The sequence below is a fragment of the Salinispira pacifica genome (genome assembly GCF_000507245.1).
GTDB classification, from domain to species: Bacteria; Spirochaetota; Spirochaetia; order DSM-27196; family Salinispiraceae; genus Salinispira; species Salinispira pacifica.
On sequence record NC_023035.1, the window covers coordinates 2581364 to 2604611 of the forward strand.

At 53.2% G+C, this 23248-nt stretch carries 24 protein-coding genes; 4 read left to right on the forward strand and 20 right to left on the reverse strand.

Annotated elements, in window-relative coordinates; genetic code table 11:
- Window positions 1-102: 102 nt before the first annotated feature.
- The 12 genes from priA to L21SP2_RS11425 form a co-directional block, all read right to left on the reverse strand.
- Complete coding sequence (priA, locus tag L21SP2_RS11370) at window positions 103-2079, reverse strand: replication restart helicase PriA (protein ID WP_041401525.1); 1977 nt, start codon at window positions 2077-2079, stop codon at window positions 103-105.
- Window positions 2076-2918, reverse strand: coding sequence for a uracil-DNA glycosylase (locus L21SP2_RS11375; RefSeq protein WP_024268668.1), 843 nt, complete (start codon window positions 2916-2918; stop codon window positions 2076-2078). The genes priA and L21SP2_RS11375 overlap by 4 nt, the downstream gene beginning before the upstream one ends.
- On the reverse strand, window positions 2918-3652 hold the full coding sequence (gene truA, locus L21SP2_RS11380; protein ID WP_024268669.1) for a tRNA pseudouridine(38-40) synthase TruA: 735 nt from the start codon (window positions 3650-3652) through the stop codon (window positions 2918-2920). The genes L21SP2_RS11375 and truA overlap by 1 nt, the downstream gene beginning before the upstream one ends.
- The gene (locus L21SP2_RS11385; protein ID WP_024268670.1) at window positions 3649-4530 is read right to left on the reverse strand and encodes a DUF2225 domain-containing protein; all 882 of its coding nucleotides are present in this window, start codon (window positions 4528-4530) and stop codon (window positions 3649-3651) included. Before L21SP2_RS11385 ends, truA begins: the two co-directional genes overlap by 4 nt.
- A 5-nt stretch (window positions 4531-4535) precedes the next feature.
- Window positions 4536-4904 carry a holo-ACP synthase gene (locus L21SP2_RS11390; RefSeq protein ID WP_024268671.1) on the reverse strand — a complete coding sequence of 123 codons (369 nt, stop codon included), beginning with the start codon at window positions 4902-4904 and terminating at the stop codon, window positions 4536-4538.
- Entirely contained in the window at window positions 4901-5896 is a 996-nt protein-coding gene (locus tag L21SP2_RS11395; protein WP_024268672.1) for a CdaR family protein, read from the reverse strand. The genes L21SP2_RS11390 and L21SP2_RS11395 overlap by 4 nt, the downstream gene beginning before the upstream one ends.
- Window positions 5893-6678, reverse strand: a complete 786-nt coding sequence (gene cdaA, locus L21SP2_RS11400; RefSeq protein ID WP_244437924.1) for a diadenylate cyclase CdaA — start codon at window positions 6676-6678, stop codon at window positions 5893-5895. Before cdaA ends, L21SP2_RS11395 begins: the two co-directional genes overlap by 4 nt.
- 38 nt (window positions 6679-6716) lie before the next feature.
- Window positions 6717-7610, reverse strand: coding sequence for a dihydropteroate synthase (folP, locus tag L21SP2_RS11405; protein ID WP_024268674.1), 894 nt, complete (start codon window positions 7608-7610; stop codon window positions 6717-6719).
- Window positions 7611-8012: 402 nt separating this feature from the next.
- Window positions 8013-9038 carry a tRNA (adenosine(37)-N6)-dimethylallyltransferase MiaA gene (miaA, locus tag L21SP2_RS11410; protein WP_244437925.1) on the reverse strand — a complete coding sequence of 342 codons (1026 nt, stop codon included), beginning with the start codon at window positions 9036-9038 and terminating at the stop codon, window positions 8013-8015.
- Window positions 8974-9168: a DNA-directed RNA polymerase subunit omega gene (locus tag L21SP2_RS11415; RefSeq protein WP_024268676.1), complete on the reverse strand. Its 195-nt coding sequence runs from the start codon at window positions 9166-9168 to the stop codon at window positions 8974-8976. The genes miaA and L21SP2_RS11415 overlap by 65 nt, the downstream gene beginning before the upstream one ends.
- Before the next feature lie 58 nt (window positions 9169-9226).
- The gene (locus L21SP2_RS17380; protein ID WP_024268677.1) at window positions 9227-10171 is read right to left on the reverse strand and encodes a GNAT family N-acetyltransferase; all 945 of its coding nucleotides are present in this window, start codon (window positions 10169-10171) and stop codon (window positions 9227-9229) included.
- A 1-nt stretch (window position 10172) separates the two neighbouring features.
- A complete protein-coding gene (locus L21SP2_RS11425) occupies window positions 10173-11108 on the reverse strand; it encodes an exopolyphosphatase-related protein (protein ID WP_024268678.1) in 936 nt (311 codons plus the stop codon).
- 84 nt (window positions 11109-11192) lie between these two features.
- Here L21SP2_RS11425 and L21SP2_RS11430 point away from each other — a divergent pair, with 84 nt between their 5' ends.
- On the forward strand, window positions 11193-12275 hold the full coding sequence (locus L21SP2_RS11430; RefSeq protein ID WP_041402910.1) for a glucokinase: 1083 nt from the start codon (window positions 11193-11195) through the stop codon (window positions 12273-12275).
- A gap of 54 nt (window positions 12276-12329) precedes the next feature.
- Complete coding sequence (locus L21SP2_RS11435) at window positions 12330-14075, forward strand: UTP--glucose-1-phosphate uridylyltransferase (protein WP_024268680.1); 1746 nt, start codon at window positions 12330-12332, stop codon at window positions 14073-14075.
- 5 nt (window positions 14076-14080) lie between these two features.
- Here L21SP2_RS11435 and L21SP2_RS11440 read toward each other — a convergent pair whose 3' ends face one another.
- The 4 genes from L21SP2_RS11440 to L21SP2_RS11450 all read right to left on the reverse strand — a co-directional run bounded on the left by L21SP2_RS11440 (window position 14081) and on the right by L21SP2_RS11450 (window position 16991).
- On the reverse strand, window positions 14081-14881 hold the full coding sequence (locus L21SP2_RS11440) for a PilZ domain-containing protein (RefSeq protein ID WP_024268681.1): 801 nt from the start codon (window positions 14879-14881) through the stop codon (window positions 14081-14083).
- Window positions 14882-14922: 41 nt separating this feature from the next.
- Window positions 14923-15456 carry a dCTP deaminase gene (gene dcd / locus L21SP2_RS11445; RefSeq protein ID WP_024268682.1) on the reverse strand — a complete coding sequence of 178 codons (534 nt, stop codon included), beginning with the start codon at window positions 15454-15456 and terminating at the stop codon, window positions 14923-14925.
- 108 nt (window positions 15457-15564) lie between these two features.
- The gene (locus L21SP2_RS18605) at window positions 15565-15735 is read right to left on the reverse strand and encodes a hypothetical protein (RefSeq protein WP_024268683.1); all 171 of its coding nucleotides are present in this window, start codon (window positions 15733-15735) and stop codon (window positions 15565-15567) included.
- A gap of 254 nt (window positions 15736-15989) precedes the next feature.
- The gene (locus tag L21SP2_RS11450) at window positions 15990-16991 is read right to left on the reverse strand and encodes a reverse transcriptase domain-containing protein (protein WP_024268684.1); all 1002 of its coding nucleotides are present in this window, start codon (window positions 16989-16991) and stop codon (window positions 15990-15992) included.
- Between the two features lie 41 nt (window positions 16992-17032).
- On the opposite strand from L21SP2_RS11450, the gene L21SP2_RS11455 reads away from it, so the two are divergent.
- Complete coding sequence (locus tag L21SP2_RS11455) at window positions 17033-18667, forward strand: transposase (protein ID WP_024268226.1); 1635 nt, start codon at window positions 17033-17035, stop codon at window positions 18665-18667.
- A 149-nt stretch (window positions 18668-18816) separates the two neighbouring features.
- Here the strand turns inward: L21SP2_RS11455 and L21SP2_RS11460 are convergent, their stop codons facing one another.
- The 3 genes from L21SP2_RS11460 to L21SP2_RS11475 all read right to left on the reverse strand — a co-directional run bounded on the left by L21SP2_RS11460 (window position 18817) and on the right by L21SP2_RS11475 (window position 20735).
- A complete protein-coding gene (locus L21SP2_RS11460) occupies window positions 18817-19164 on the reverse strand; it encodes a reverse transcriptase family protein (RefSeq protein ID WP_024268685.1) in 348 nt (115 codons plus the stop codon).
- An 825-nt stretch (window positions 19165-19989) separates the two neighbouring features.
- Window positions 19990-20160 (reverse strand): 4Fe-4S binding protein, encoded by a 171-nt coding sequence (locus L21SP2_RS11470; RefSeq protein WP_024268686.1) that lies wholly within the window; start codon window positions 20158-20160, stop codon window positions 19990-19992.
- 71 nt (window positions 20161-20231) lie between these two features.
- Window positions 20232-20735 (reverse strand): dihydroneopterin aldolase, encoded by a 504-nt coding sequence (locus L21SP2_RS11475; RefSeq protein ID WP_169730476.1) that lies wholly within the window; start codon window positions 20733-20735, stop codon window positions 20232-20234.
- 112 nt (window positions 20736-20847) lie between these two features.
- Between L21SP2_RS11475 and L21SP2_RS11480 the strand changes: the two genes are divergently transcribed.
- Window positions 20848-21942: a serine/threonine protein kinase gene (locus L21SP2_RS11480; RefSeq protein ID WP_024268688.1), complete on the forward strand. Its 1095-nt coding sequence runs from the start codon at window positions 20848-20850 to the stop codon at window positions 21940-21942.
- A 63-nt stretch (window positions 21943-22005) separates the two neighbouring features.
- Here the strand turns inward: L21SP2_RS11480 and L21SP2_RS11485 are convergent, their stop codons facing one another.
- On the reverse strand, window positions 22006-23073 hold the full coding sequence (locus tag L21SP2_RS11485) for a 3-deoxy-7-phosphoheptulonate synthase (protein ID WP_024268689.1): 1068 nt from the start codon (window positions 23071-23073) through the stop codon (window positions 22006-22008).
- Between the last annotated feature and the right edge of the window lie 175 nt (window positions 23074-23248).

Sequence of the window (23248 nt, forward strand, 5' to 3'; positions counted from 1 at the left end):
AATCAGCCCTCCGCCCTGCTAGGGGGAGTTTCTGCTCACTCTCCTGTGTATTGTAACGGAATTCTCCGAAGTATGGAATTTTCGGCGGATTTACCCCGAAAATTACAGCATGGACTGGGGATCCACGTCCACTTCTGTGTAGAGGGAATAGTCTTTTTTCATGGAGGAAAGAAGCCGGGGAAGCATCTGCTGCAGAGGACCCAGGCGGGAGCTGAGAATCAGCATATGCACCCGGTAATTATTATTCAGCCTGGGGATGGGGCTCTCGGAGGGCCCCAGGATTTCCCAGCTGTCAAGGTTCAGCCCTTCCATTGTTTCCTGAACACCCGAATGAATGCGCCGGGCATACTCCCACACCCGTCCCGGCTCCCGTCCCCGCACCAGAATGCGGATGATCCGGCTGAACGGCGGAAACCCCAGTTCCCGGCGGCTGTCAAGCTCCCTGCGGTAAAACCCTTCCAGATCCATGCCCGCCGCCTGGCGGATAATGTGGTGTGCAGGGTTCAGGGTCTGGAGAATCACCCTGCCGTCGGGAGAATAGCGCCCGGCCCTGCCTGCAACCTGGGTAATCAGTGAAAATGTTTTTTCGTAGCTTCTGAAATCCGGCAGATGGAGGGATGAATCGGCAAGAATGATCCCCACCAGGGAGACACCCGGAAAATTCAGTCCCTTGGCGACCATCTGGGTTCCCAGGAGAATATCGATCTTCCCCTGGCGGAAATCCGCAATTCCCTTTTCCAGCACCCCTTTTTTTCTGGTGCTGTCGGTATCCAGACGGAGAACCCGGGCGGAAGGCACCAGTTCTTCCACATCCTGAGCCACCTTCTCGGTGCCGAATCCGCTGTAGCCCAGCTCCAGACTTCCGCATTCCGGACAGACCTGGGGAACCGGACGCTGATATCCGCAGTGGTGACACACCAGTTTCTGTTTCGATTTGTGAAAGGTAAGGCTCACCGAACATCTGGTACAGCTGAAGTCGGCACCGCAGCTCCTGCAGTGGTAGAAGTAGCCGAACCCCCGTCGGTTGAGAAAGAGTATTACCTGCTTTCCCTCTTTCAGGGTCGCCCGTATCCCCTCTCTCAGCTCGCTTCCCAGGCTGGAATCACTCCCTTTTACGTTCACCACCCGGATTTCCGGAACCGCCCCGCCTGAAAGCCTGCGGGTCAGATCCAGACGCCTGAGCGTACCCTTGTTCATATGATGCCAGGCCTCCACACTTGGAGTGGCACTGCCCATCACCACCCGTGCACCATGCACGCCTCCCCGATACAGAGCCAGCTGCCGGGCATGGTAGCGGGGCGTGGTGCCGGATTTGTAGCTGCTCTCATGTTCCTCGTCCAGAATGATCAGCCCGATATCCGGAAGGGGTGCAAAAATGGCGCTCCGGGCACCGATCACCAGCCGTGCTTCCCCGCTGAGAATCCGGCGCCACTGGGCAATCCGCTGGCTCTGGGTGAGGCTTGAGTGGAGCACCGCCGACTGTTCGCCGAAACGGCTGCGGATCACCTGAACCACCTGGTGGGTCAGTGAGATCTCCGGCACCAGATAGATAATGCCCCGCCCTTCCTTCAGGGTCGCCTCAGCCGCCTGAAGGAACACCTCGGTCTTTCCCGAACCGGTAATTCCATAGAGATAGTACTGGCCCCGGGGGGCGGAAAGAATCTGCTGAACCGCATGCTCCTGCTCATCGCTCAGACTGATAGGTTCCTGTCTCAGACCTTCATCCTCACCGGGGAGAGCCGGGGCAAGTTCCTTGTCCCGTTTGCCTCCGGGAATCATGGCGGAGAGGGCCTCTCCCAGAGAGCAGATATAGCTTTTGGCCATCCACCGCGCCATGCCTATCAGCTCCGAGTCAAACACCGGCTGGGGATCCACAATACGCTCTATCTGTTTCAAAGTGATATCGGATTTCAGGGATGGAGGGGGCTCGGGAGAACATTCAATCACATATCCGGTGAGCTTCTGCCGTCCCAGAGTTGCGATAACCCTCCGCCCCTCCGCTTCCTCTGCACTGCCGTCGAAGAGATAGGTGTATGCACTGTCCAGGGGTCTGTTGAACACGATCTGGCAGTACATCATGGCTGGTCGCTGAAATTTCCGCTGTCCAGTGCATGTTTCAGTTTTTTCATATCTTCCCACACAGGACGGCGGAGATCGGGATTTCTGAGAACTGCCGAGGGATGAAAGGTGGCCATCAGGGGAATATCCATGAAACGAAACCATTTCCCCCGTTCTTTGGTGATTTTCACATCCCGATCCAGAAGAATGGATGCACTGATCCTTCCAACGCAGAGGATTGCCCGGGGTTTCAGCATTCTGATCTGGGAATAAAGATATGGCAGACAGGCGGATGTCTCTTCGGGCCGGGGATCGCGGTTTGCCGGAGGCCGGCATTTCACCGTATTGGTAATAAACACCCCGTCCTCCCTGCTCAGGTCTATTGCCGACAGCCATTTATCCAGATATTTCCCCGCCTTTCCCACGAACGGAAGCCCCCGGGCATCCTCCTCTGCGCCGGGGCCTTCCCCGATCACCATGAGACGGGTACCGTGGGTATCCCCTTCGCCGGGAACCGCATGGGTCCGCTCCCGGTGGAGTGAACAGGCCCGGCACTCCAGAATTTGCTGATGGAGGGCGTCCAGGGTGGGTGCCGGGCCCTCTATGACGCCCGGGCCCGGGTTATTCTCTGCCGGTCCGGTTCGCTCCGGTGAAGGCGCCGGGGGAAGGGGGCTGCGGTTTTCCGGGTTCGCCTCCCCGGTCTCCAGAAGCAGTTCAAGATCGGAAGCAATATTCCAGAGAGCGCTGCGGATGCTTATTGCCCTGTGTCCTTCATTGCCGGGTTCGTAGCCCGGGTCATGGCCGGGTTTCTGGCCCGGTTCAGGTCCCGGGGTGCCCGGATTCTGTTCTTCGTTCTGCATCAGTAATCCACCCTGTCAAAAAACAGACCTCTGGCCTGAGCCGTCATGCCTGCATAACCCCGGTCCCTGGACTCAAGTGCATGCCGGACATGATTTGCATCAAAACCCTTCTCATCATATTCCAAAAGGCTTCCCACAATGCTTCGCACCATCTTCCAGAGAAATGCGTTTCCGCTGATACGAAACACAAGAAAATCACCCTGGGGATGAAAGGAGGCGGCATACACCCTGCGCATCCGGTTGGGAACCTGTTCATTGGGGGTTGAAAAGGTGGTGAAATCATGTTCTCCCACCAGCACCGATGCCATCCGATTCAAGTTGATCAGATCCGGCTGATGAACGGTTCGCAGACTGTACAGACGGTATTGGGGAACCCTCACTCTTGAAGGAAAAATATAATATTTGTAGTGGCGCATAACCGCCGAGTATCTTGCATGAAAGGATTCATCCACTTCTTCACTGCGGATAACCGAAATGTCCTTGGGAAAGAAGGAGCTCACGGCTCTGGTGTACTGGTCCGCCGGTATTTCAAGGTTCGACGGAAAATTAATCACCTGTCCGTTTGCATGCACCCCCGAATCGGTTCTTCCCGCACAATGGACTTTGATTTCCGACTTATGCATCCTGCTGAGGCCTTTCTGGATTTCGCCCTGAACGGTACGTCCGCTTTTTTGAATTTGCCAGCCCTGAAAATCGGTGCCGTCGTATGCTATTGTGAGTTTGATATTTCTCATTGATTATCGCTGTCTTTCTCCGGATCAAGATTTTCCAGCCCCAGGGCTTCGCCGATTTCCGAGTAGAGATCTCTGGCATTGTCCAGAATGGCCTGGGGTTTGTTCTTGCTGGCCCTTCCCATGCCGAAAATTCTGGCGATGGTGCGCTTGGCCCGCTTCAGATTTTCCTCCCGTTTCACCGGATCTTTCCGGGGACCGTAATGAAATTCAAGATATCCGTAGATATAGAGGACCCCGTCGAACATGTAGTTTTTATCCAGATCCGGTCCCGGGTTGGGGCAGCCGCCGATCCCCTGTTTTCCTGAGGATTCATATTCTATGGCAGTGAGATAAAAGAACCGGGCCTTACGGTAGAGCATTTTTGCAAGATAGTCAAAGTGATCTTCGGGATACTTCTTGTGCATGTCCAGGGCAAGCCATGCTCCCCGGAGGGAACTCACGCCCTGTTTCATTACCGGAGACACTTCAGAGGGAAAATAATCGTAACAGAGAACCGCCAGCATGTAGCTTGCCAGACCTTCGCTCAGTCCCCGGCTGCCCCGGAAGTCCACCCCTTCCATCACCTCGGAAACCCACTGAATTCTCTGTGACGTTTCATCCGCCGCCCGTTCAAGCTGACTTTCGGATATTTTGAGAAAATCTTCCTTCCATGCGGCAAAATAGCAGGACGGGCATACCGTCACCGGATATGCCAGGGGGATAACCTCACCGAATTTTTTGCTGGGTTCGTACAGCCGGCGAAGTTCCTGGGTAAGATTCCCGGCAATCAGCCGTCCCCGGCCGGTCAATAGTTCTTCCCGGTAGAACTCCGTCTGACACACCGGACAGCTGATAGGTTTTTTCTGAAAATATGTGAGCGAAGGGGTCTTCTCTGCCATGACCGTTATTCTATCACAACCATGGCGACTGCGTAATCCCGTTCATGGCTGAGACTCACATGGACGCTGCTGATTCCCATGCTGTCCAGCTGATCTTGCGCCCGGGGTGCCGGGCAGAATGCCGGCTTTCCCTGATCGTCCCGGCAGATTTCCAGATCCTTCAGCCGCAGATCCCGCAAACCGGTTCCCAGAGCCTTTCCCAGGGCTTCCCGGGCGGCGAAACGGGCTGCCAGGGAGGCAGCGGCTCCCTCTCCCTGGGAGAGGACCCAGGAAATTTCCCGGGATGTGAAGAACCTTGCCATCATCTCCGGTCTCTCCAGCCAGCTTATCATCCGCTCAACCCGGACAATATCAACTCCTATGCCACGAATCACGGCCCACTCCCCGCATCCTGTGCTGAAGAACCGGCTTCATCCGCCCCTTCCACCTGAAGCACCAGCTCCAGAGGATCGAAGCGGAAGATCACAAAACCCCGTGGAACCACCGGCCGTACCGGGAGGGTGTACTCTCCCGGCTGGCTGATATCTCCGGCATCCACAACCAGACTGATTGCCTCGGGACTTGTGCGGTCTATAAGACTCTGACCTGCCTGGGCACGGATGCTTCCGGTCACCTCTTCAATCTCCACGGAAAAGCGGGAATCCAGTCCGATTACCGACACCGGCACATTTTCAAAGGTGTTCACCAGAATTGATTCACTGATATCCACCCGGAAATCAACAATGCTGGTGCTGTCGAAATGAACAAGAGGATGGGGTTTAATCAGGGGAATCCGGGCGGAGAAGCTGCTGTCCTGTCCGCTCAGCTCTATGGACTCGGTCTCCACCTCAACAATCTGTTCCAGGACCTGCTCCGGACCGTACACCCCCACGCTGGAGGGAAAGACGCTGTGACTGGCAAGTTCGTACCCCGATGCTGGGGAACCGCTGAAACGGGGGATCACGTCAACAACCTTCCGGGACTTGCTCTGGAGTTCTATGCTCAACAGCCCCGGTTCTATGCGAACCTCCAGGGGTTCCACGCTTTCGGCCATACCCAGACGGCGGTGCTCCAGGGCAACCCGGTACACGCCGGGGCTGGCATACTGGGTAAAGTCCGCGGTGACCTGAATCTCATCCTCGGAAATGCTGAAAATACTGTCGCCGTCACCCCGAAGATACACACGTGCAAAGCTGGGATACTCCTGGGCGGCCACAAGATCGTCGGGAAGCTGCACCCTGATGGGAACGGAGATATAGCGTTCCTCCATGCTGTTCAGCCCCACCAGCAAATACATGATGATGGCTGCTCCCACGGAGATGGCCTTGGCGGGCCAGTTATTGGAAAGAGATCGGAGAAATCTGTTGGCCCGGGTGACAAATGTCATTGCTCAAAATCCTCGTCATCAAGGTTCAGAAGCTCATGAAGTCTGCTTCTCACTTCCTCGGGTTCCAAATCATAATACAGGGTGGCATCATAGGCCAGGCTGATGGCTCCGGTCTCCTCTGAAACCACCAGAATAACCGCATCCGACTCCTCCGCAAGTCCAAGGGCGGCCCGGTGACGGGTCCCGAAGCTGCGGCGGATATCCTGCTGTTCCGACAGGGGAAGAAATGCGCCGGCGGCAATCAGTTTGCCGTCTTCGATAATTACGGCTCCGTCGTGAAGCGGGGTATCAGACCCGAAGATGGTGATCAACAGGGCGGAACTGAGTTCCGCATTCAGGGTGCTTCCGGTTTCCACGATGTTTTTCTGCCCCACGCTCCGTACAAACACCACCAAAGCACCCCGTCTTTGCTGGGCAAGCATCTGGGATGCCTTCAGCACTCCGTCAATCTGGAGGGGCTTGGCAGTTTCCTTGAAGCGGAAAATTTTTCCCTGCCCCAGCTGCGTGAAAATCTTGCGCAATTCCGGCTGAAAAATAATGGCAATACCGATCACCAGGCTGGGAGCCAGGAAATTCAACAGCCACAGAACCGTCTCCAGCCGGAGAATGTATGCAAACGCATAGAGCAGGATGATGAGCAGAGTTCCCCTCACCAGCTGAACTGCGCGGGTCTGGAGAAAAATTGTGTATGCCCGGTAAAATATGAGCGCCAGTATCAGTATATCCAGAATCGGAATGATCACTGATCCCAACAGCCAGCTGTCAAAGAGCCAACCCATCATCCATCCTTGTTTTTGAATATATCACGCCGGGAAGAAGCTCAGTCTTCAACCCCGTCAATGGCGGAGAGCACCCGGAGTATTTCCCGGGTTTCCTGTACGTCATGAACCCGGAATATGCGCGCACCCTTCTTATAACTATCGGCAACAACGCCGAGGCTCCCAATCATTCGTTGTTCAACCGGAAGGATTTCCAGTTGATCTTCGGGGTTCCGAATGGGAGGAGCAAGAATTTGCCCGATAAAGCGTTTCCTGCTATGCCCCATGAGCACCGGGTATCCCAATTGGGTAATGCTGTCCAGATGCTTGAGAAGCTGCAGATTATGGTTGTGACTTTTCCCGAAACCGATCCCGGGATCCAGAATAATTCTCTCACACGGGATATCCACGGATTGGGCATAGTCGATCCGGCTTCGGAGGAAGCCGATCACATCCTCGGTAACATCATGATACCGGGGAGAATCCTGCATATTCCCGGGACTTCCCTGCATGTGCATGAGAATTACCGGCAGATTATGCTCTGCAATAAAGGGGCCCAGCTGATCATCATCCCTCAAGGCGGAAATATCGTTGATGCAGCTGGCTCCGGCAGCCACCGCTTCCCGGGCCACCGGAAGTTTTCTGGTATCCACAGAAATCGGAATGTCCGACTCCCTGCGGATGCGCTGAATTACCGGAATTACCCGTTCCAGTTCTTCATCCACACTCACATATTCTGCTCCAGGTCTGGAGGATTCCCCCCCCACATCGAGAATGTCTGCACCCTGTGAAATATACTCCAGGGCCCGTCTGAACCCCTCCAATCCCTGCTTTCGGCTGCCGGGAAAAAAGGAGTCCGGGGTGGTATTGATGATTCCCATTACCAGGGGTGGCATCTCTTTATCCAGAATGCGTTCAAGAAGACCTTCCGCCGAAGGATGAATAGGCAGGCTCATACTGAAAATATAACAGATTGTGAAGGGTTGAGAAAGGAGAGGGCAAAAAAAACCCCGGTATCGGCACTGCAGAGCGTACTCTCCATGCGATGATCCGGGGTGACTGAAAACGGCAGAGACCGCCGGCCGGGGCGGTCGTTCAGGAATTACTTCTTCTTATGCCGGTTTTTTCTCAGCTTCTTTTTCCGCTTGTGGGTTGCAATCTTTTTTCGTTTTTTCTTTTTTCCGCAAGGCATACTCGACGCTGCTCCTATATCATTTTTTCTTCTATTTTCAACCGGATTAGCCCGGGTATTTCCCCAAGACTATACAGTGGCCATAATGAGGCGTCATTATGCCCGAGGGATTCTGCTCTGTCAAGGGACTGCGCCCGCAGCAGAGATCATGCTTCAAACAGGATATTTACAGCTCCTGAACGTTGAATTTGCCGGTAATCTCATGGATGATCTCGGCAGCATTATCCGGATGAATCCATTTCACATCTGGAAGGGCGCGGAAAAACGTCAGCTGGCGCTTGGCATACCGCCTGCTGGCTGTCTGTATTTCTTCCAGAACCCGGCTTCGATGTTCTTCCCCGAGCCGCCCCCTGGACAACAGTTCATCCCGGTATTCATCCCGGAAAAATTCCCGGTAACCTATGGCCTTCATTCCCGGATCATGTTTGGTATAACCGCTTCTCATCAGCCGGCACAGCTCGGATTCCAGGCCGCTTTTGAACATGTTTTCCACACGCAGGTTGATCCGCTCATACAGCTCATCCCTGGGCCTATCCAGTCCATACACCAGAAGATCCATATCGTTTCGGGGACTATCCGGAACATGATAATCGCTCAGGGGACGGCCGCTGCTGCGGTACACTTCCAGGGCGCGGATGATCCGGTAGCTGTCATTTGGATGAATTCTGTCTGCCGATTCCGGATCAATCTCTGAAAGTTCCCGGTGAAGCTGTTCAGCTGAGCGGGATTTCAGCTCTTTCTCAAGCTCCCGGCGAACTGCGGGATCTCCCGGCGGGCTCTGGGGAAGTCCGAACCAGAGATGCTTGAAATAAAACGCCGTACCTCCGCTGATAACCGGTACTGCGCCTCGGGCACTGATCCGGAGGATTTTTTCTTCTGCAAGGGAAATAAAGTCTGCAAGGTTAAAGCCTTCATCGGGATTCCGTATGTCCAGAAGATGGTGGGGAACCGCCTTCTGCTCACCCTCGTCGGCTTTCGCCGTACCGATATCCATGCCCCGATAGACCTGCATGGAATCGGCACTGATCACTTCTATGCCGGGAATTCTGCTTCCCAGCATTTCCAGGGCGGCGGTTTTTCCCACCCCGGTGGGACCGAACAGAAAAACTGCACGGTACTGCTTCTGATTATTGCTCTTCCAGTTCGTACTGCACCTTCCGGGTGAGAATCTGTTTGATGGCAGTTGAAACAATCTTTGACTGTTCCTCTTCGGTTTCCGTGTCACCTGTCACTGTGAGCTGGTATGCCCGGCGAATTGCTGCACAGGTGAGCTCGTACATATTTCCCTTTTCACTTTCCAGATAATCCAGGGGTATGATCATTGGGAGATCTCCTTATTTACATCTATTGCGATAATATATCAGACTTGCTGCCGGGGTATCAAGCAGGTGAATCCTGGGCTTCATCCAGCTGGAAGTGGAGAAGATCGTAGTCTTCCCGGTCCTGAAACCCCATTCCCTTGTATATTTTTTCGGCAACAGGATTTTCATAGAATAACACCGGCATGAGGGAGTCCTGTTTCAGGGATTCTATGAGAAGATCCATGAGACGGCGGCTGTACCCCCGGTTCCGGCAGCCTTCCACGGTAAAGACTCCCACAATCATCGCAGTGCTGGGGTTCTCCGCGGTACTGCTGGCGGCGGCAAGCACCCGGCCCTGCGAATTCACCAACGCCAGACTCCGGGCCCCGCCGTGGAGGTGGGAATTTCGGAACGTCTCCCTGGCTCCGGGTGAGGTCACAAATTCCTCAATATGCTCTTTCTCATCCATAATTCTGTCCAGCAGCTCCCATTCGGGGCCTTCTGCTTTTTCCAGATATACGCCTTCCGGGAGAGGAGCCGGTTCGCCCTCCGGCTGAAGAGGCGGCCTGGGAAGATCCGACTCATACACCGCCAGCTGCATTCTCCGCTTCCGGATCCCGATGCCCTCATCGGCGGAGCGCAGATAATCCGCTGCATCATCCATACAGGAGGCAAGACCGTTGATCCGGTTCACACGCCCTGAACGGATCCAGCTCAACAACCGGGGCAACAACGGAAGAGCCGGTGAATCTGCCGCGGAGCCGGTGGAGGTGGAAGGAAAATACAGCAGGGCATTGGTGAAATGGGCCATGAGAACCGCAGTAATGCCGGGAACAGCACCCCCGTCCTTCCCGTCAACCGCCAGCAGGAGTTCCTGCTTTTTTCCGGTTTCGAAACCCATATTCCGGAGATTACCCAGCATGAAGCAGTTTGCAGGACCGTTCCGGGACAGAAAGCTGATGATGGTCTCGGGAGTTCCGCCTTTACGGAAATACTCCTCGGTTGAGAGAACCTTCGCCGCCATATTAATCCTTCAAACGCCGAAGAAGTTCCTGCAGAACCTCATCGGCACGGTCGCTTTCAACCTGACAGGTTCCAGCGGCGGCATGGCCTCCTCCGCCGTATTCAAGCATCAACTCGCCGATATTTACCTGGGAAATCTTGTTGAAAATGCTCCTGCCCACGGTGAACACAATGTTTTCCCGGTTATATCCCCAGATCTGCTGAATGGATACCGAAGTTTCAGGATAAAGGGCGTACTTCACAAACCTGTTTCCCGCATAAATGGGCTCGGCATCCAGGAGGGAAACGATGAGAATGTCCCCGTCAACTCTGCTGTTTTCCCTGATTTGCCGGCGGAATGCATCCTGATGTTCGAAATAGAGGTCAACCCTCTCCTTCACATCCGGGAGTTCCAGAATTTCCGTGATGCTGTGATCCCGGCAATACTCGATCAGATCCATCATCAGCTGATAGTTGGATATTCTGAAATTTCTGAACCGTCCGAGACCGGTGCGGGCATCCATTATAAAATTGAGAAGCACCCATTCCCGGGGATTCAGCACTTCCTCAATATTGAAACTGGCCGAATCTCCCTTGTCCACTGCATCCATCATATCCGGAGAAACATTGGGGAAGGATTCCTCACCGCCGTAAAAATTATAGATAACCCGGGCGGCAGATGGCGCATCCGGGTCGATGATGTGATTGTCCGCCTTGCCCTTGTTCCTGATGGTTTCCGAGAAGTGATGGTCGAAGGCCCGATATACTCCGTTTACATATGGAAGATTCGCCGTGAGATCATTGCCATGGATTTCAATGAGTCCATCCTGCATATCTTTTGGATGAACAAATTGGATTTCCTCGATATTTTCCTGCTCTTTTAACAGAACCGCACATACCAGACCGTCAAAATCACTTCTGGTAATGAGGCGATACGAATCGGGGTTCACATCGGGCATGGACACCTCCAGCAGAAATCGTAAAGCATTCATCAAGGCTTTGCAAGTTGCATAGCCGGGGGGGAACCGGATACAATGCTGGCCATGAAAACGGATAGAGCAAAAAACGAGCCTTCATATATTCTCGCGGGAGATATCGGAGGAACTAACACCAGTCTTGCCCTGATGAAAAACAACGGGGGAAGCTTTGAGATGAAATCCCGTCAGGTGTATTCCACCCCCAAACTGGATAACCTCAGCCAGGCAATACAGCTTGCCGTAGAGGCATTTCAGGCTGATGTTCCGGGGTTTAAAATTGATGCTGCATGTCTGAGCATCGCCGGACCTGTGGTGGATAACCGATGTGTTCCCACCAATATCAGCTGGAGCCTGGACGGGGATGAAATCAGCAGGGAATTCGGGTTTCCGACCCTGGTGATCAACGATTTTACCGCGGTATGCTACGGTATTCCCCTTCTGGATGTGAATAACCCCCAGGAGATCACCCCCCTTCCCCACCCAGACGGCAGCATGCCTGAACAGAGCGAATACCTCCCGGGAATCGGCGTCCAGGCAGTGGCAGGGGCCGGAACCGGGCTGGGCGTAGGCTATCTGGTGGAAGAGCAGGAGCGAATACTTGCCCTTCCGGCGGAGGGCGGGCATATGGACTTCGCTCCGTTCAATGAGGTCACCCGGGAGCTTCAACTGTTCATGTTTGAACGCAACGGTGCGTATCCCGAACCGGAAATGTTTGTCAGCGGCATCGGGATTGCCAACATTTTTCATTTCATGAGGAAAAAAAAGGGCGCGGACAGTAAGATAATCCGGGACATAGACGTCTTACCCGACAGCGAAAAGCCTCCGGCAATCAGCGCTAATATTGACAATGATCCGGTGTGCCGGGAAATTCTTGAGCTCTTCGTAAGCATGTATGCCCGGGTGGCCCACAATCTCTCCCTTGCGTTTATTCCCAAGAAGGGTCTGTTTCTGGCCGGGGGAATTGCCGCCAAAAATAAGCAGCTGTTTCTTGAGAATAACCGGTTTATGAACCTCTTTCTGCACAATTTTCAGCCAAGCATCCGGCCGGTGCTGGCTTCAATTCCCGTCTATATTGTTGAGGATTATAAAATCAGTCTCTACGGGGCGGCGAACGCATATATTCAACTGAGTAAATTTCTCTCCCATTGACACTATCCGGCTCCGCCTCAGCCGGCGGATGCCGGAATCATACAGGAGGACCAGATGAAGGATTATCCGAAGGAGCAGCAACAAAAGGAATCCGGCCCGCATACCGAAGTGGATCGTACAGAATTGAATCGTACAGAAGTGAATGCAATTCTTTCCCGGGAAGGTATTGATCCCGGCCTCAGCGCCTGGGTTCTGAACAAAGTTCGGGATCTGGACCGGAACAATTCCGGCGGCGGGAAAGAGGGGGATTTTACCGGACTTCCGGAACTGCAGCGGCCTGAACCGGGAAAACCCTGTCCCTGGTCCGCCTCTTCCCCATCCGAGGGAGGCAATGGCTCTCCCTCCCGGCAGATAATGGATATCAGCCGTCCCCGGGACGGATATATGGACATATCCGTTTCCCGTCTCCACAGCCGGATAGATGCATTCCATCTTCCCCCCGCTCTGGCCGAACGGCTGAAAACGGAACTGTCGGTTTCAGAATCCCCCGATACCGGCGAATCCGTGAAATCAAACGAAGAGGTTATCCGCCTGGATGCAGGAAAAATCCGGCTTTTCGGCTTGGCTCTGCTGCCCCGGGTGAGCTACGGTGTTCTCAACGGCGGATCGGCAACCTCCTATGCGGATGAAAAGAAGAACAATGAGTTTCATTCCGAACTGTTCCGCCTCTACCGCTCCCGTTTCGAATCCCAGGCCGAACTGTGCCGGGGAAAGGCCAAAGGGATCACCCCCGCATATCTGAACCCCGACGGTACTCCGGGCTTCAGTTTCATGGAGATGAAAATCCGTGCAGCCCTGCTCCTTGCCCTTGAACATTACCGGATATTCCCCGAAAGCAGAGAGAGCACTTCCCGTGACTGGGGGCTGCCTCTTTTTCCCCTCTTTCAGATGACAAGCAGCGGAAATGACCGGGAAATCCGGGACGCTCTGGATTCCTACGCCCGAAGCCCGGCGGTGGCGCCCCTTTTACACCGGCTTCAGTTGGATGCCATCCCCGTGAAAACCGGCGTCCAGCCCCTCATAGCAGCCATGGAACACAGCGAACGCCTCAGCCCGGATCATCCGCGGGAGTATTTCCTGGAAGCCTGGGGGGAAGCGAACCGTGCCCTGGCCCTCCCCGGCGGACACGGCCAGAATTTCTTCGCCCTTGAAGAGGTGTACACCAATCTCCACAGTAAGGGAAAACGTTATGCGTACCTTGGAAATGTGGACAATCTTGCATACCTACCCGATCCCCTGGAAATCGGGCTGGCCGCTTTATCCGGCGCACCGGCCGGTTTTGACTTCTCCTTCAAAACCGACGTGGACGTGAAGGGAGGAGTACTGCTGCAGACATCCGGGGGAGGTTTAAGCTGCGGAGATATCGGCCCGGCGGTGAGCAGGGCAACGGTTGAGGCCGTTGAGCAGGAGGGAAAGGCAATTCTGTTCAACTGTGCCACCGGCCTGTTTGATCTTGATTATCTCTGCAGGGAACTGAAGCATATTCAGGAGGCTCTGCCCCTGAGGGTGAGCGATCAGGACAAGGATGCCGGCCGCTACAGTCAGGCCGAACAGGTCACCTGGGAGGTGATGAGTCTGATCGACGGATTTATTGCATTCGGTGTGGATAAATTTCAGAGGTTTCTTGCAGGCAAGCTCCTGGTGGAAAACCTGCTCACCAGCGGACTGTTGCTGGAGGATCCGGATTTCCCCCAGGATTTAAAGCATACCGGGGAACGGTTGAACCGGGGATTTGAAGATCTGATGAAGTCATCCTGCGGCATGGAACTGAAAAACGGCAGATGGCAGGCTGCGGATTAATCGGACTATTCGTAGGTGAGTTTTTCTTCGAAATCTTCCTGAAGACGTTCCATTACATAGTCCTTGATTTTCTGAATACCGCCGGTATCGATATGATTACGGAATATGACAACATAAATCAGTTTTCCATCACTCTCACGTGACCCCATGAGAACTCCGTCAACCATCACCAGCCGGCCGTTGAGCTTCAGTTGAATCTTCGGGAGAATTGCCCCTCTCTGCATATTCAGGGGCTCCCGACCCTGGTCAAACACACAGGCCATACCTGCGGAACTGATATCCAGGATCACCCCGTTATAGCTGTCGCCGTCCCTGCGGAGGTTGAACGAGGTCTTGCCGTGGTTTTTGCAGCTTACCCGGATATACCGACGCTTGCTGCTGGGATACCATTGTTTGATAATGGCCCGGATCAGCAGCATGGTTTGTTTGGGACTCTTGCCCATGTCGAAGGCGTCGAAGGAGATATCCAGTTTTACCCGTGACTTGATTCCTTCCCGGGTCTGTTTTCCGATAAATACCGGCAGAATACGCTGCTTCTCCAGTTGCTCTTCCAATGATGAAGCAATATCGTACCAGCTGCCGTTCTCAGGATGTTTATCCACATTGAAAAACATAATGCTTCCAGGATACAGCTCCAGTGTTTTTCCGATATTCCGGGGATTTTCCATAACAATGCACTTGTATTCCGCCCGAATGAGAATAGTTATATAGTGTTCTTTCACCCAATCTTCAGGACTGACAAAGATTACCCGGCTCTGCTCCGCATCCAGAACATCCCGGGGCGCGGAAGGTGATTGCTGCTCCATGAAAACCCTCTTGCCGATGTTTTTATATTATCTGTTAGATATTATTCCTTCTGCTTTTTTTCAAAATCCCGGTACAGCAGAGAAGGCTGAATACCCTTATTGTTCTGATACTTCCCGCTCTTGTAACGGCTGTACTCCCCTTCAAGGGTATGGTAAAAAATTTGGCAGATTTCGATTCCCGAGTACACCCTGATGGGCTGTACGCAGAAAATTTCCAGTGTCCAGAAGCCGTTAAAACCTACATCTCCGAATCCTGCGGTAATGTGTACAAACAGTCCCAGCCTGCCGATGGAGGACCGGCCTTCAAGCATGGGCACCAGATTTTCCGTACGGGTATGCTCAATGGTGCGTCCCAGATAGAGTCGATTCGATTCGAGAAGCAGCCCTTCCGGAGGAATTTCCAGAGGAGTGGCGGCATTGGGACTTTTCATATCCAGGACGGGATCATCATACACCAGCAATTCATGGTGAAGACGTAAATTATACGAGTTGGGATTCAGCTGTTCCGGATTATATGGATCGATAATAATATCGGAGCCGAGACGTTTTTGAATTTCAAGACCGGAAAGTATCATGAAACGGCTCCCTGGAAAGGTCTGCGGCATTTGAACATTCTGCCGTGCCCCGTCGCGAGAATCCGGGCAGGTCACCGGGCGGGCGCCCAGGACCTGTTCCGAATTGTATTACATCAGGTCTTTGGGTTTACGTGCCTGATTGCCGGTTTTTTCGCACACTGCATAGTGGCGCATCCGGCCCTTTTCGAATACTGATTTCATGATAATTTTGCCGCCCCAGCGGCTAACCAGCTCTTTGGCACCTTCACGGCGGGCATTCTTTGAAATATTCGCAGCCATAACTTTCTCCTAAAACGTTCACAGGCTACACCCGGTACCCTGTGATGCACAAGGCATAACCATCTATCTTTTTAAAACGAGACTGATTTTTATCAGAATTGAATATAAGTTTCAAGTCCGCCCGGGCAAAGCACGTTGCCCCGGAAAAAACCGGTATTGCATATCGAGTAGGGCAATAAAGGAGGAATGACCTCCTTTATTGTCCCTCTCACAGAACCGTACGTACGGACCTCGTATACGGCTCCTGTCTTCAGTTATCCAGCAAGCTGCCGGACAGAAATTGCGACCTGTACCTTGTCGAGAGAAAACAGATTCATCTCTTCAAAGTGCTTGTTTTGCAGCGCCATGGCTGCAAGCGGACTTTTAGCCGATCTCCACGAACTCATCTTGATGTGTTTGAACTCGCCTTGAAATCCCAGCTGCCGCAATCGGCGGTGCAGCCGGGAAGAGCGTTTCCAAAGTCGCAACTGAATAGCCCGCAATCGCCTGCGTACCCAGCTCATCAGCTCCCTGAATACCTTCGTACAATTTGCTATCCTGAAATAGTTAGCAAACCCGCGTAGTACTGGATTGAGTTCGTAAATTGTCGATCCCAGCGGTCTCCCGCTGTTGCGTCGGGTCAGTTTCCTGACCTTGTCCTTGAAGGCTTTCACCTTCTTTTCCTGAATCCGGGTGTGGTGACGAGAGATTACTACTCCAAGGTAGCGCACCCCCTCATACAGGTTTGTAATGTGAGTTTTCTCACGATTCACAGCCAGTCCCATTTCTTCTTCCAGAAAATGCGTTGCAGCTGCAAGCCGACGTTCCGCACCTTTTTGTGATGAAGCAAAGATGAGGATATCGTCGGCATAGCGAACTATGCGATACCCTCGTGCCATGCTCCACTGGTCAAAGAAGTCGAGGTAGATGTTCGCGAGAAGCGGACTAATCACCCCGCCCTGGGGACTCCCTTCTTCAGTGTTCTCTTCACCAGCATCCGTCATCACACCACTTTCAAGAAAGAGGCGTATGAGATTCAAGATGCTTCCATCGGCAACTCGTTTTCGTACTTGAGTCAGTAAAAAGTCATGCTTCAGTGTGTCAAAACACTTCGACAAGTCCATATCCACTACCCATTCCAATTCATACCTGCGCATGAACGTAGATGCCTTATCAATTGCCTGATGTGCGCTTCTGCCCGGTCGGTATCCGTAACTGGACGGATGAAAGTCCGGGTCAAATATTGACTCCCCTGAAAAAAGGTAGGGAATTCCCAAAATTTTGTTGATAGGGTAAAATTCCGCATCGGGGGGAGCGGATGTTTCGAAAGAACGAAGGACATAAGCAGCAGAGAATGTTTACATCGGTGGACCAACTTCCTGAGACTGCAAGAAAACACCTTGAACAGTCCTGGGCACAGGTTTTCTACCATGAATATTTCTGCAGGATTAACGAGGAGGTCTTCTCCGTTCTCTACAGTGATAAGCATTCACGGCCCAACACGCCTATCAATATTCTGGTAGGCTTTGAAACCCTCAAATCCGGATTCGGCTTAAGTGACGAGCGACTCTATGATCATTTCATGTTTGATCTGAAGTTCCGCTACGCCCTGGGCTTGAAGGACTTTGACGAAGGAAACTTTGAGCTGCGTACTATCTACAACTTCCGCTCAGCGGTGAGTGCCTATGAAGAGGAACACAGGGTTAATCTGATTCACAAGGCAAGTGAACAGATAACCGACGAGCAATTGAAACAGTTTCAGATAAAAACCGGCCTACAGCGGATGGATTCAACCATGGTGCAGAGTAACATCCGCAAGATGAGCCGTCTGCAGCTGTTGGTAGAAATCATCCATCGCTTTTACCGTATGCTCAGTGAAGAAGAACAGAAAGCGTATGAGCAGCTGTTTGCCAGGTATGTGAAAGAAGACTCCCTGCACTATTGCTGCCGGGTGAAACGGGACGAGATGGACGGGCGACTTGAGCAGCTTGGAAAAGATCTATCGACTATGCTGGAATGTTTTGAAGACGTGCACGGAGATGAAAAAGCGTACCAGCAGGCCTTCAGGGTTTTTGGTGAACACTTTCGTTTTGAACAGGAATCTATCGTTGTGCGAGAAAGTAAAGAACTCGGTGGTAGCACCTTGCAGTCTCCTGATGATGAAGAGGCCACCTTCAGGACGAAAAGCAGAGAAAGCTCCCGGGGGTATGGTGCAAATATCACGGAAACTTGCGATGAAGATAATAATCTCCAACTCATCAGCAGGGTAAGTGTGGCGCCAAACATAACCGATGACCAGCAATTTCTGGCCGAAGATATTGAGAACCTGAAAGAGCGGGAGGGAATCGATGAAGTGTATACCGATGCGGGGTATACGGGAGAGGCGGCAGCCAAGGCAACAGCAACATATCAGGTAAGCCAGCACGTGAGTGCCATCAAGGGAAGGAAAAAAGAGAAGACGAGAGTGGGCCTGGAAGATTTCACCGTCACTCGAACCAGTGAAGGAAAGGTGACTGCTATCATCTGTCCAAATGGCCAGGGCGGGGAGCTGCGGGAAAGTAAAAAAGCAGCAGACCGCTATACCGCCGGGTTTTCTGCCGACGGCTGTCAGGCTTGCCCCTTTGTCAACCAGTGCCCGGCAAAGCGGCTGAAAAAGCGACCAAGTTATGTTCTTCATTTTACTGCGACCGATTTGCGGGTTGCCGCCACCAGGAAGCAGGTAGCAGAAACAGGAAAAGAGATTACCAATAAGCGGGCATCAATAGAGAGTACCGTTCGAAGTGTTATTCACCCCTTTGGTGGCCATCTCTGTAAACTACCAGTGCGGGGCAGGCATCGGGTTACCACCATGATGGTCTTGAGTGCCATGATGGTTAACATTCGCAGAATCAGGGGATACCTGTTTCCCGAAGATGGGTCAAAACCAATTCCGGATGGATATGCACTCTGTTAGAAGCGAAAAGGGGAAAGGGAAAGCCCTTCGGGGTGGGGGTACAGATAAATAGCCGGTAAAGAAAGTGGCGGGGGCCCTCCCATAGGGTTATCTCCCCCTATGGGGCTGGATTCCCCGACCAATTTTTCCGGGTTTTTTTGAATTTACCATCAAGCTTTTTTCAGGGGAGTCAATATTGGGTTTAGAATGTCCAGTAAGGCTTGCTGGACTACCCGGTCGCGAACCGAAGGTATCCCGAGTTTCCTTACTCCTCCCCCGTCTTTGGGTATTTCCACCCTCAAGACTGGAAGCGGTCGGTAGCTCTTGTCCTTCAATTCCTTCACAAGTACATCGAGTTGCTCCGCCAGACGGTCGGCAAAGGCTTTGACGCTCACTCCGTCTACTCCGGGGGCTCCGTTCGCTGCCTTCACCTTCCTGAAAGCGGCCTCCAGCCGTGGTCTCTCGAGCATCCTGCCGTAGAGGCTGTACCAGATTTTACGATTTCCTTGTGTCTGCATCTTCTTTCGTTTGAAACCTCGGCGGTGAAACTCCTGCTCATTCTCTCCTCTGCAGCTGTCTCTTAGCCATTTTCCGGCAATATTCAGCTGGTCAAAAAGATACTCAGGTCAACGGTATTCTGGCTCAGCTTCCTGGTTCCCCAGTCGGCCGTGGCCACATACTCTGCTCACTTTCCAGCAACTTTCTGTTTAGGCTTCACGCTCCTTCGGTTGCATAGGCGAGCAGGCAGCGTAGCTGCCGACCAGCCTTTTCATCGAAACAAGATTTACTAAAAACTTCGTCCCTTCGCATCCGCATCCGGCTTTTGGCCTGAATGCAGTCCTCGTCACCGGGGACGAGGTCATTCCGGTTTTCTCCTCCACACCATTACTGGCTTTCACTGGCCGGAACTTACTCACTACTACGGACTCATCTGCCACCTGCTGAAACTTCGATCTGACTTGCATTTCTGCTTGTCGTTCCCTACCCTTTGCTGGGATTTCAACAGGTTTACCCAGATACTGTGCGCAGTCCCTGTAAACAACGCCATCCTCAAACACACTACAGGTCTGTTCAGGTTTCGGGCTTCGCGCTATTTTGCACGCTTACCACCCCTGTTGTGCCGTATCAGGTTCGCTTTCGCTATGTGCTGTTCACTTCCTATTGCTTCCTTCAGACCCAACCGTTGCCAGCTGCGCCCTTGCAATTCGGATTGTCTTCCTCCTGAACGAGGCGACACCGGTATCTTCCAACCGGTCGGGTATGCCTGCGCTTCGCTGGGCATACAAAAAAGCCGCCCGGATGGATCCGGACGGCCTGGATCTTCCAGTCAATCCTGTGATGGTTCAGTCCGGATCAATTGCATCCACGGGACATACTTCCACACAGGCGCCGCAGCTGGTACAAAGGTCGGGATCGATCACCCGTACATCACCTTTTTCGCTGATAGCTTCAACAGGGCACTCGGGTTCACAGGCGCCGCAGTTGATGCATTCACTATTAATTGAATAAGCCATATTAGACTCCTTGGTTCTGGTTTCAAGGGAAGTATATCCCCTCAGACCTCACTTGACAAGCTGGTTTATGATTACCATTTGACTCGTATTAATGCCGCTTCGGCATCCGCTATGGCATGGGGCTTTCGGATTTCCAGCATACCGCTTCTGATCCGGGGATGCCGCTGCTGCAACGCGGAAATCATATCTTCAGCCAGGTTCTCCAGCAGCCCGTACTTTCCCTGAACCGCAAAATTCGCTGCAAATTCCGCAAGCCCACGGTAGTCCAGGGTGGAGGATAATTCGTCACTGGTATGTTCCGCCGCTGTGTTTTCCGTCCGTGCATATTCAGACGGGGAACTGCCCCGGGAGCTCCGGGCTTCTTCGGAAATCCCCGCCCCGGGGGACACATCTATATCAACCTGGAGATCGCAAAAAATATCCTGCGCAGTCAGCCGTTCATGTTCAAGAATCCCGATAATGCAGCTGATTTTCAGCCCCTGGAAACCCACTGTCATGATCATCATCCCCTCCCCTTCGCCGCCGGCAAATCCCGGTCCGAATGTTAAAAACCCTCGGCTCAGATCACTATACACGGAAATGTCCGGCAATCCAACGCAAGTCTTTCCCGGCCCTCCATTGCAAGGCGGGGTAGTCACGACTACAATGGCGGCACCCTGCATGAGGGCACCAGGGAAGGAGATGTACATGGATTTTTATCAATTGGATCCGCCTGCCATACTCAGAGCGGTGGAATCCGCAGGATTCAGCTGCAGCGGACATATCCATCAGCTTAACAGCCTGGAGAACCGGGTCTTTGACGTACGTCTTGAAGACTCTTCCCACCTCGTGGTGAAGTTTTACCGCCCGGGACGTTGGAGCAGAGAAGCCATTGCCGATGAGCATGCCATGCTGTTCCGGCTTCAATCCATGGATGTGCCGGTTTGCGCACCGCTGCGCAGGGACGGCGAGAGCCTTTTTCTGCAGGACGGACTGCTCTTTGCCATCTGGCCCAGAACCGGGGGACGGCTGATTGATGAATTCACCCTTCCGCTGATCAGACGTCTGGGCAGCTATATCGCACGAATTCACCTTGCCGCACGGGATCTGCAACTGACTAACCGACCGGTGATGAACCGACAATACATGCTGGAGCGCCACAGCAGCCTGCTTTTGGATGAACATCTGCTTCCACCCCAGCATATCGCCTCATACCGGGAACGGGTTGCCCAGCTGGGTGAATGGATACAGGCAATGGAGAATGAACTGACCTTCCAGCCGGTGCACGGCGACTGCCATACCGGAAATATTCTTCATGGAAATGAATCATTATTTTTTCTGGATTTTGACGACAGCATGCGGGCTCCGGCAGTTCAGGATATGTGGATGATTATATCCGACAGCCCGGAGCGGCAGGAGCTGAAGGCGGGCGCATTTCTGGAAGGGTACCGGGAGTTTCTGGAATTTCCCGGGGAAAGCCAGAAATACATCGAGCTGCTGAGAGCCCTCCGGTATGTTGCCTATAACGGCTGGATTGCCGCCCGAAGGGAGGACCCGGCCATCCGAAGGGCTTTTCCGGATTTCGGTTCCGGGGAATACTGGGACGGTTTCATACAGGATCTGGAGGATCAGTGCAGAATGCTCAGTTCGCGGATTCCCCTCACTGCGGATACGGAAACCGCCGGCCACTCACAGCGGCTGGCCCGGCAGATGAGAGAAGAGCAGGAGACAATAGATCAGCTGGAAGACGGAGACTATTTCTTTGATCTAGATGAAGGACGCTGGAGCCCCGGCGACGATTAGGTTGCAGCACAGGCTGGTTCAGGACCGCAGTTCCCGGCCATGTCTGCCTCCGCCGGGAACATCTCAGCGCTGAAGGCTGAGTTTCCCGCTGCGAAGCATTTCAGCACTTTTATGAAGAATGCTTTTCGTTTCATCCCAGCCGATGCAGGCATCGGTGATGCTGACGCCGTATTTCAACTGGGAAATATCTTCAGGAATGGCCTGCTTGCCGGAAAAATGGTTGCTTTCGATCATGAATCCCATCACCTCATGGACCCCATTGAGCCGCTGACGCACCAGATCCTCGAGAACAATGTGCTGCCGTTCATGGTTTTTTCCGCTGTTGGAATGGCTGCAGTCGATCATAATCTTGTCTATAAGCCCCGCTTCCCTGAGCTGGCTGCCGGCGGATTCCACATGATCACGGTAATAGTTGGGACCGTTTTTTCCGCCCCTGAGAATCAGATGCCCCATATCATTCCCTTTGGTTCTGAGAATACAGGTTTTCCCGTCTTCATCTATACCGATGAAACTGTGGGGATGGCGGGATGAGGTCATGGCATTCACCGCCGTGGAAACCGAGCCGTCGGTTCCGTTCTTGAAGCCGATGGGCATGGAAAGACCGCTGGACATTTCCCGGTGGGTCTGGCTTTCGGTGGTTCGTGCACCGATGGCTCCCCAGCTGAGGAGATCATCAATGAACTGGGGAACAATGGGATCAAGCATTTCCGAGCCGGCGGGTATTCCCATGGCGGTAATATCCAGAAGAAGTTTCCGCGCCTGGCGCAGCCCCTCCTGAATATCGTTGCTGCCGTTCAGGTGGGGATCCAGAATCAGGCCCCTCCACCCCAGTTTGGTCCGGGGTTTTTCGAAATACACCCGCATCACCAGATAGATGCTGTCCCGTACTTCGTCCGCCAGCTCCTTGAGCTTGGCTGCGTACTCAAGCCCCATCACCGGATCATGGATGGAACAGGGACCGATCACTCCAAGAAGGCGGTTGTCCCTGCCGCTGAGAATGTCTTCAATCTGTTTCCGGCCCTCTTCCACCGTCTGCAGATGTTCTTCCGTTGCCGGAAGTTCGCTGAGCAGCTCACGGGGGGTAAGCAGTTGATCCGAGGATTCTATTCTGAGATTACTGGTTCTTTCCATTCGAGTGTATTCCTTTCAGGGCGGTAACCCGGCAGTTGTGTTTCTTCAGTTCATATCTGTTCTGATTGCCTGCAGCGCCTGGTCTGCAGTGCTTGGTCTGCTTCGCTGCATAATCTTTTTCGCCGCATAATAATGAGCGCAGCACATCATACCCCTCAGGGGGGGCATCCATCAA

Bases quoted from the DNA above. Each gene is read 5' to 3' on its own strand.
- L21SP2_RS18605 (WP_024268683.1), bottom strand. From the start codon at position 15,735: ATGGCTGCGAATATTTCAAAGAATGCCCGCCGTGAAGGTGCCAAAGAG.
- cdaA (WP_244437924.1), bottom strand. From the start codon at position 6,678: ATGATGGGTTGGCTCTTTGACAGCTGGCTGTTGGGATCAGTGATCATT.
- L21SP2_RS11485 (WP_024268689.1), bottom strand. From the start codon at position 23,073: ATGGAAAGAACCAGTAATCTCAGAATAGAATCCTCGGATCAACTGCTT.
- L21SP2_RS11470 (WP_024268686.1), bottom strand. From the start codon at position 20,160: ATGGCTTATTCAATTAATAGTGAATGCATCAACTGCGGCGCCTGTGAA.
- truA (WP_024268669.1), bottom strand. From the start codon at position 3,652: ATGAGAAATATCAAACTCACAATAGCATACGACGGCACCGATTTTCAG.
- L21SP2_RS11395 (WP_024268672.1), bottom strand. From the start codon at position 5,896: ATGACATTTGTCACCCGGGCCAACAGATTTCTCCGATCTCTTTCCAAT.
- L21SP2_RS11425 (WP_024268678.1), bottom strand. From the start codon at position 11,108: ATGCCCGATGTGAACCCCGATTCGTATCGCCTCATTACCAGAAGTGAT.
- L21SP2_RS11385 (WP_024268670.1), bottom strand. From the start codon at position 4,530: ATGGCAGAGAAGACCCCTTCGCTCACATATTTTCAGAAAAAACCTATC.
- L21SP2_RS11480 (WP_024268688.1), top strand. From the start codon at position 20,848: ATGGATTTTTATCAATTGGATCCGCCTGCCATACTCAGAGCGGTGGAA.
- L21SP2_RS17380 (WP_024268677.1), bottom strand. From the start codon at position 10,171: ATGGCGGCGAAGGTTCTCTCAACCGAGGAGTATTTCCGTAAAGGCGGA.
- L21SP2_RS11440 (WP_024268681.1), bottom strand. From the start codon at position 14,881: ATGGAGCAGCAATCACCTTCCGCGCCCCGGGATGTTCTGGATGCGGAG.
- dcd (WP_024268682.1), bottom strand. From the start codon at position 15,456: ATGATACTTTCCGGTCTTGAAATTCAAAAACGTCTCGGCTCCGATATT.
- L21SP2_RS11375 (WP_024268668.1), bottom strand. From the start codon at position 2,918: ATGCAGAACGAAGAACAGAATCCGGGCACCCCGGGACCTGAACCGGGC.
- L21SP2_RS11460 (WP_024268685.1), bottom strand. From the start codon at position 19,164: ATGCAGACACAAGGAAATCGTAAAATCTGGTACAGCCTCTACGGCAGG.
- L21SP2_RS11430 (WP_041402910.1), top strand. From the start codon at position 11,193: ATGAAAACGGATAGAGCAAAAAACGAGCCTTCATATATTCTCGCGGGA.
- priA (WP_041401525.1), bottom strand. From the start codon at position 2,079: ATGATGTACTGCCAGATCGTGTTCAACAGACCCCTGGACAGTGCATAC.
- L21SP2_RS11435 (WP_024268680.1), top strand. From the start codon at position 12,330: ATGAAGGATTATCCGAAGGAGCAGCAACAAAAGGAATCCGGCCCGCAT.
- folP (WP_024268674.1), bottom strand. From the start codon at position 7,610: ATGAGCCTGCCTATTCATCCTTCGGCGGAAGGTCTTCTTGAACGCATT.
- L21SP2_RS11455 (WP_024268226.1), top strand. From the start codon at position 17,033: ATGTTTCGAAAGAACGAAGGACATAAGCAGCAGAGAATGTTTACATCG.
- L21SP2_RS11415 (WP_024268676.1), bottom strand. From the start codon at position 9,168: ATGATCATACCCCTGGATTATCTGGAAAGTGAAAAGGGAAATATGTAC.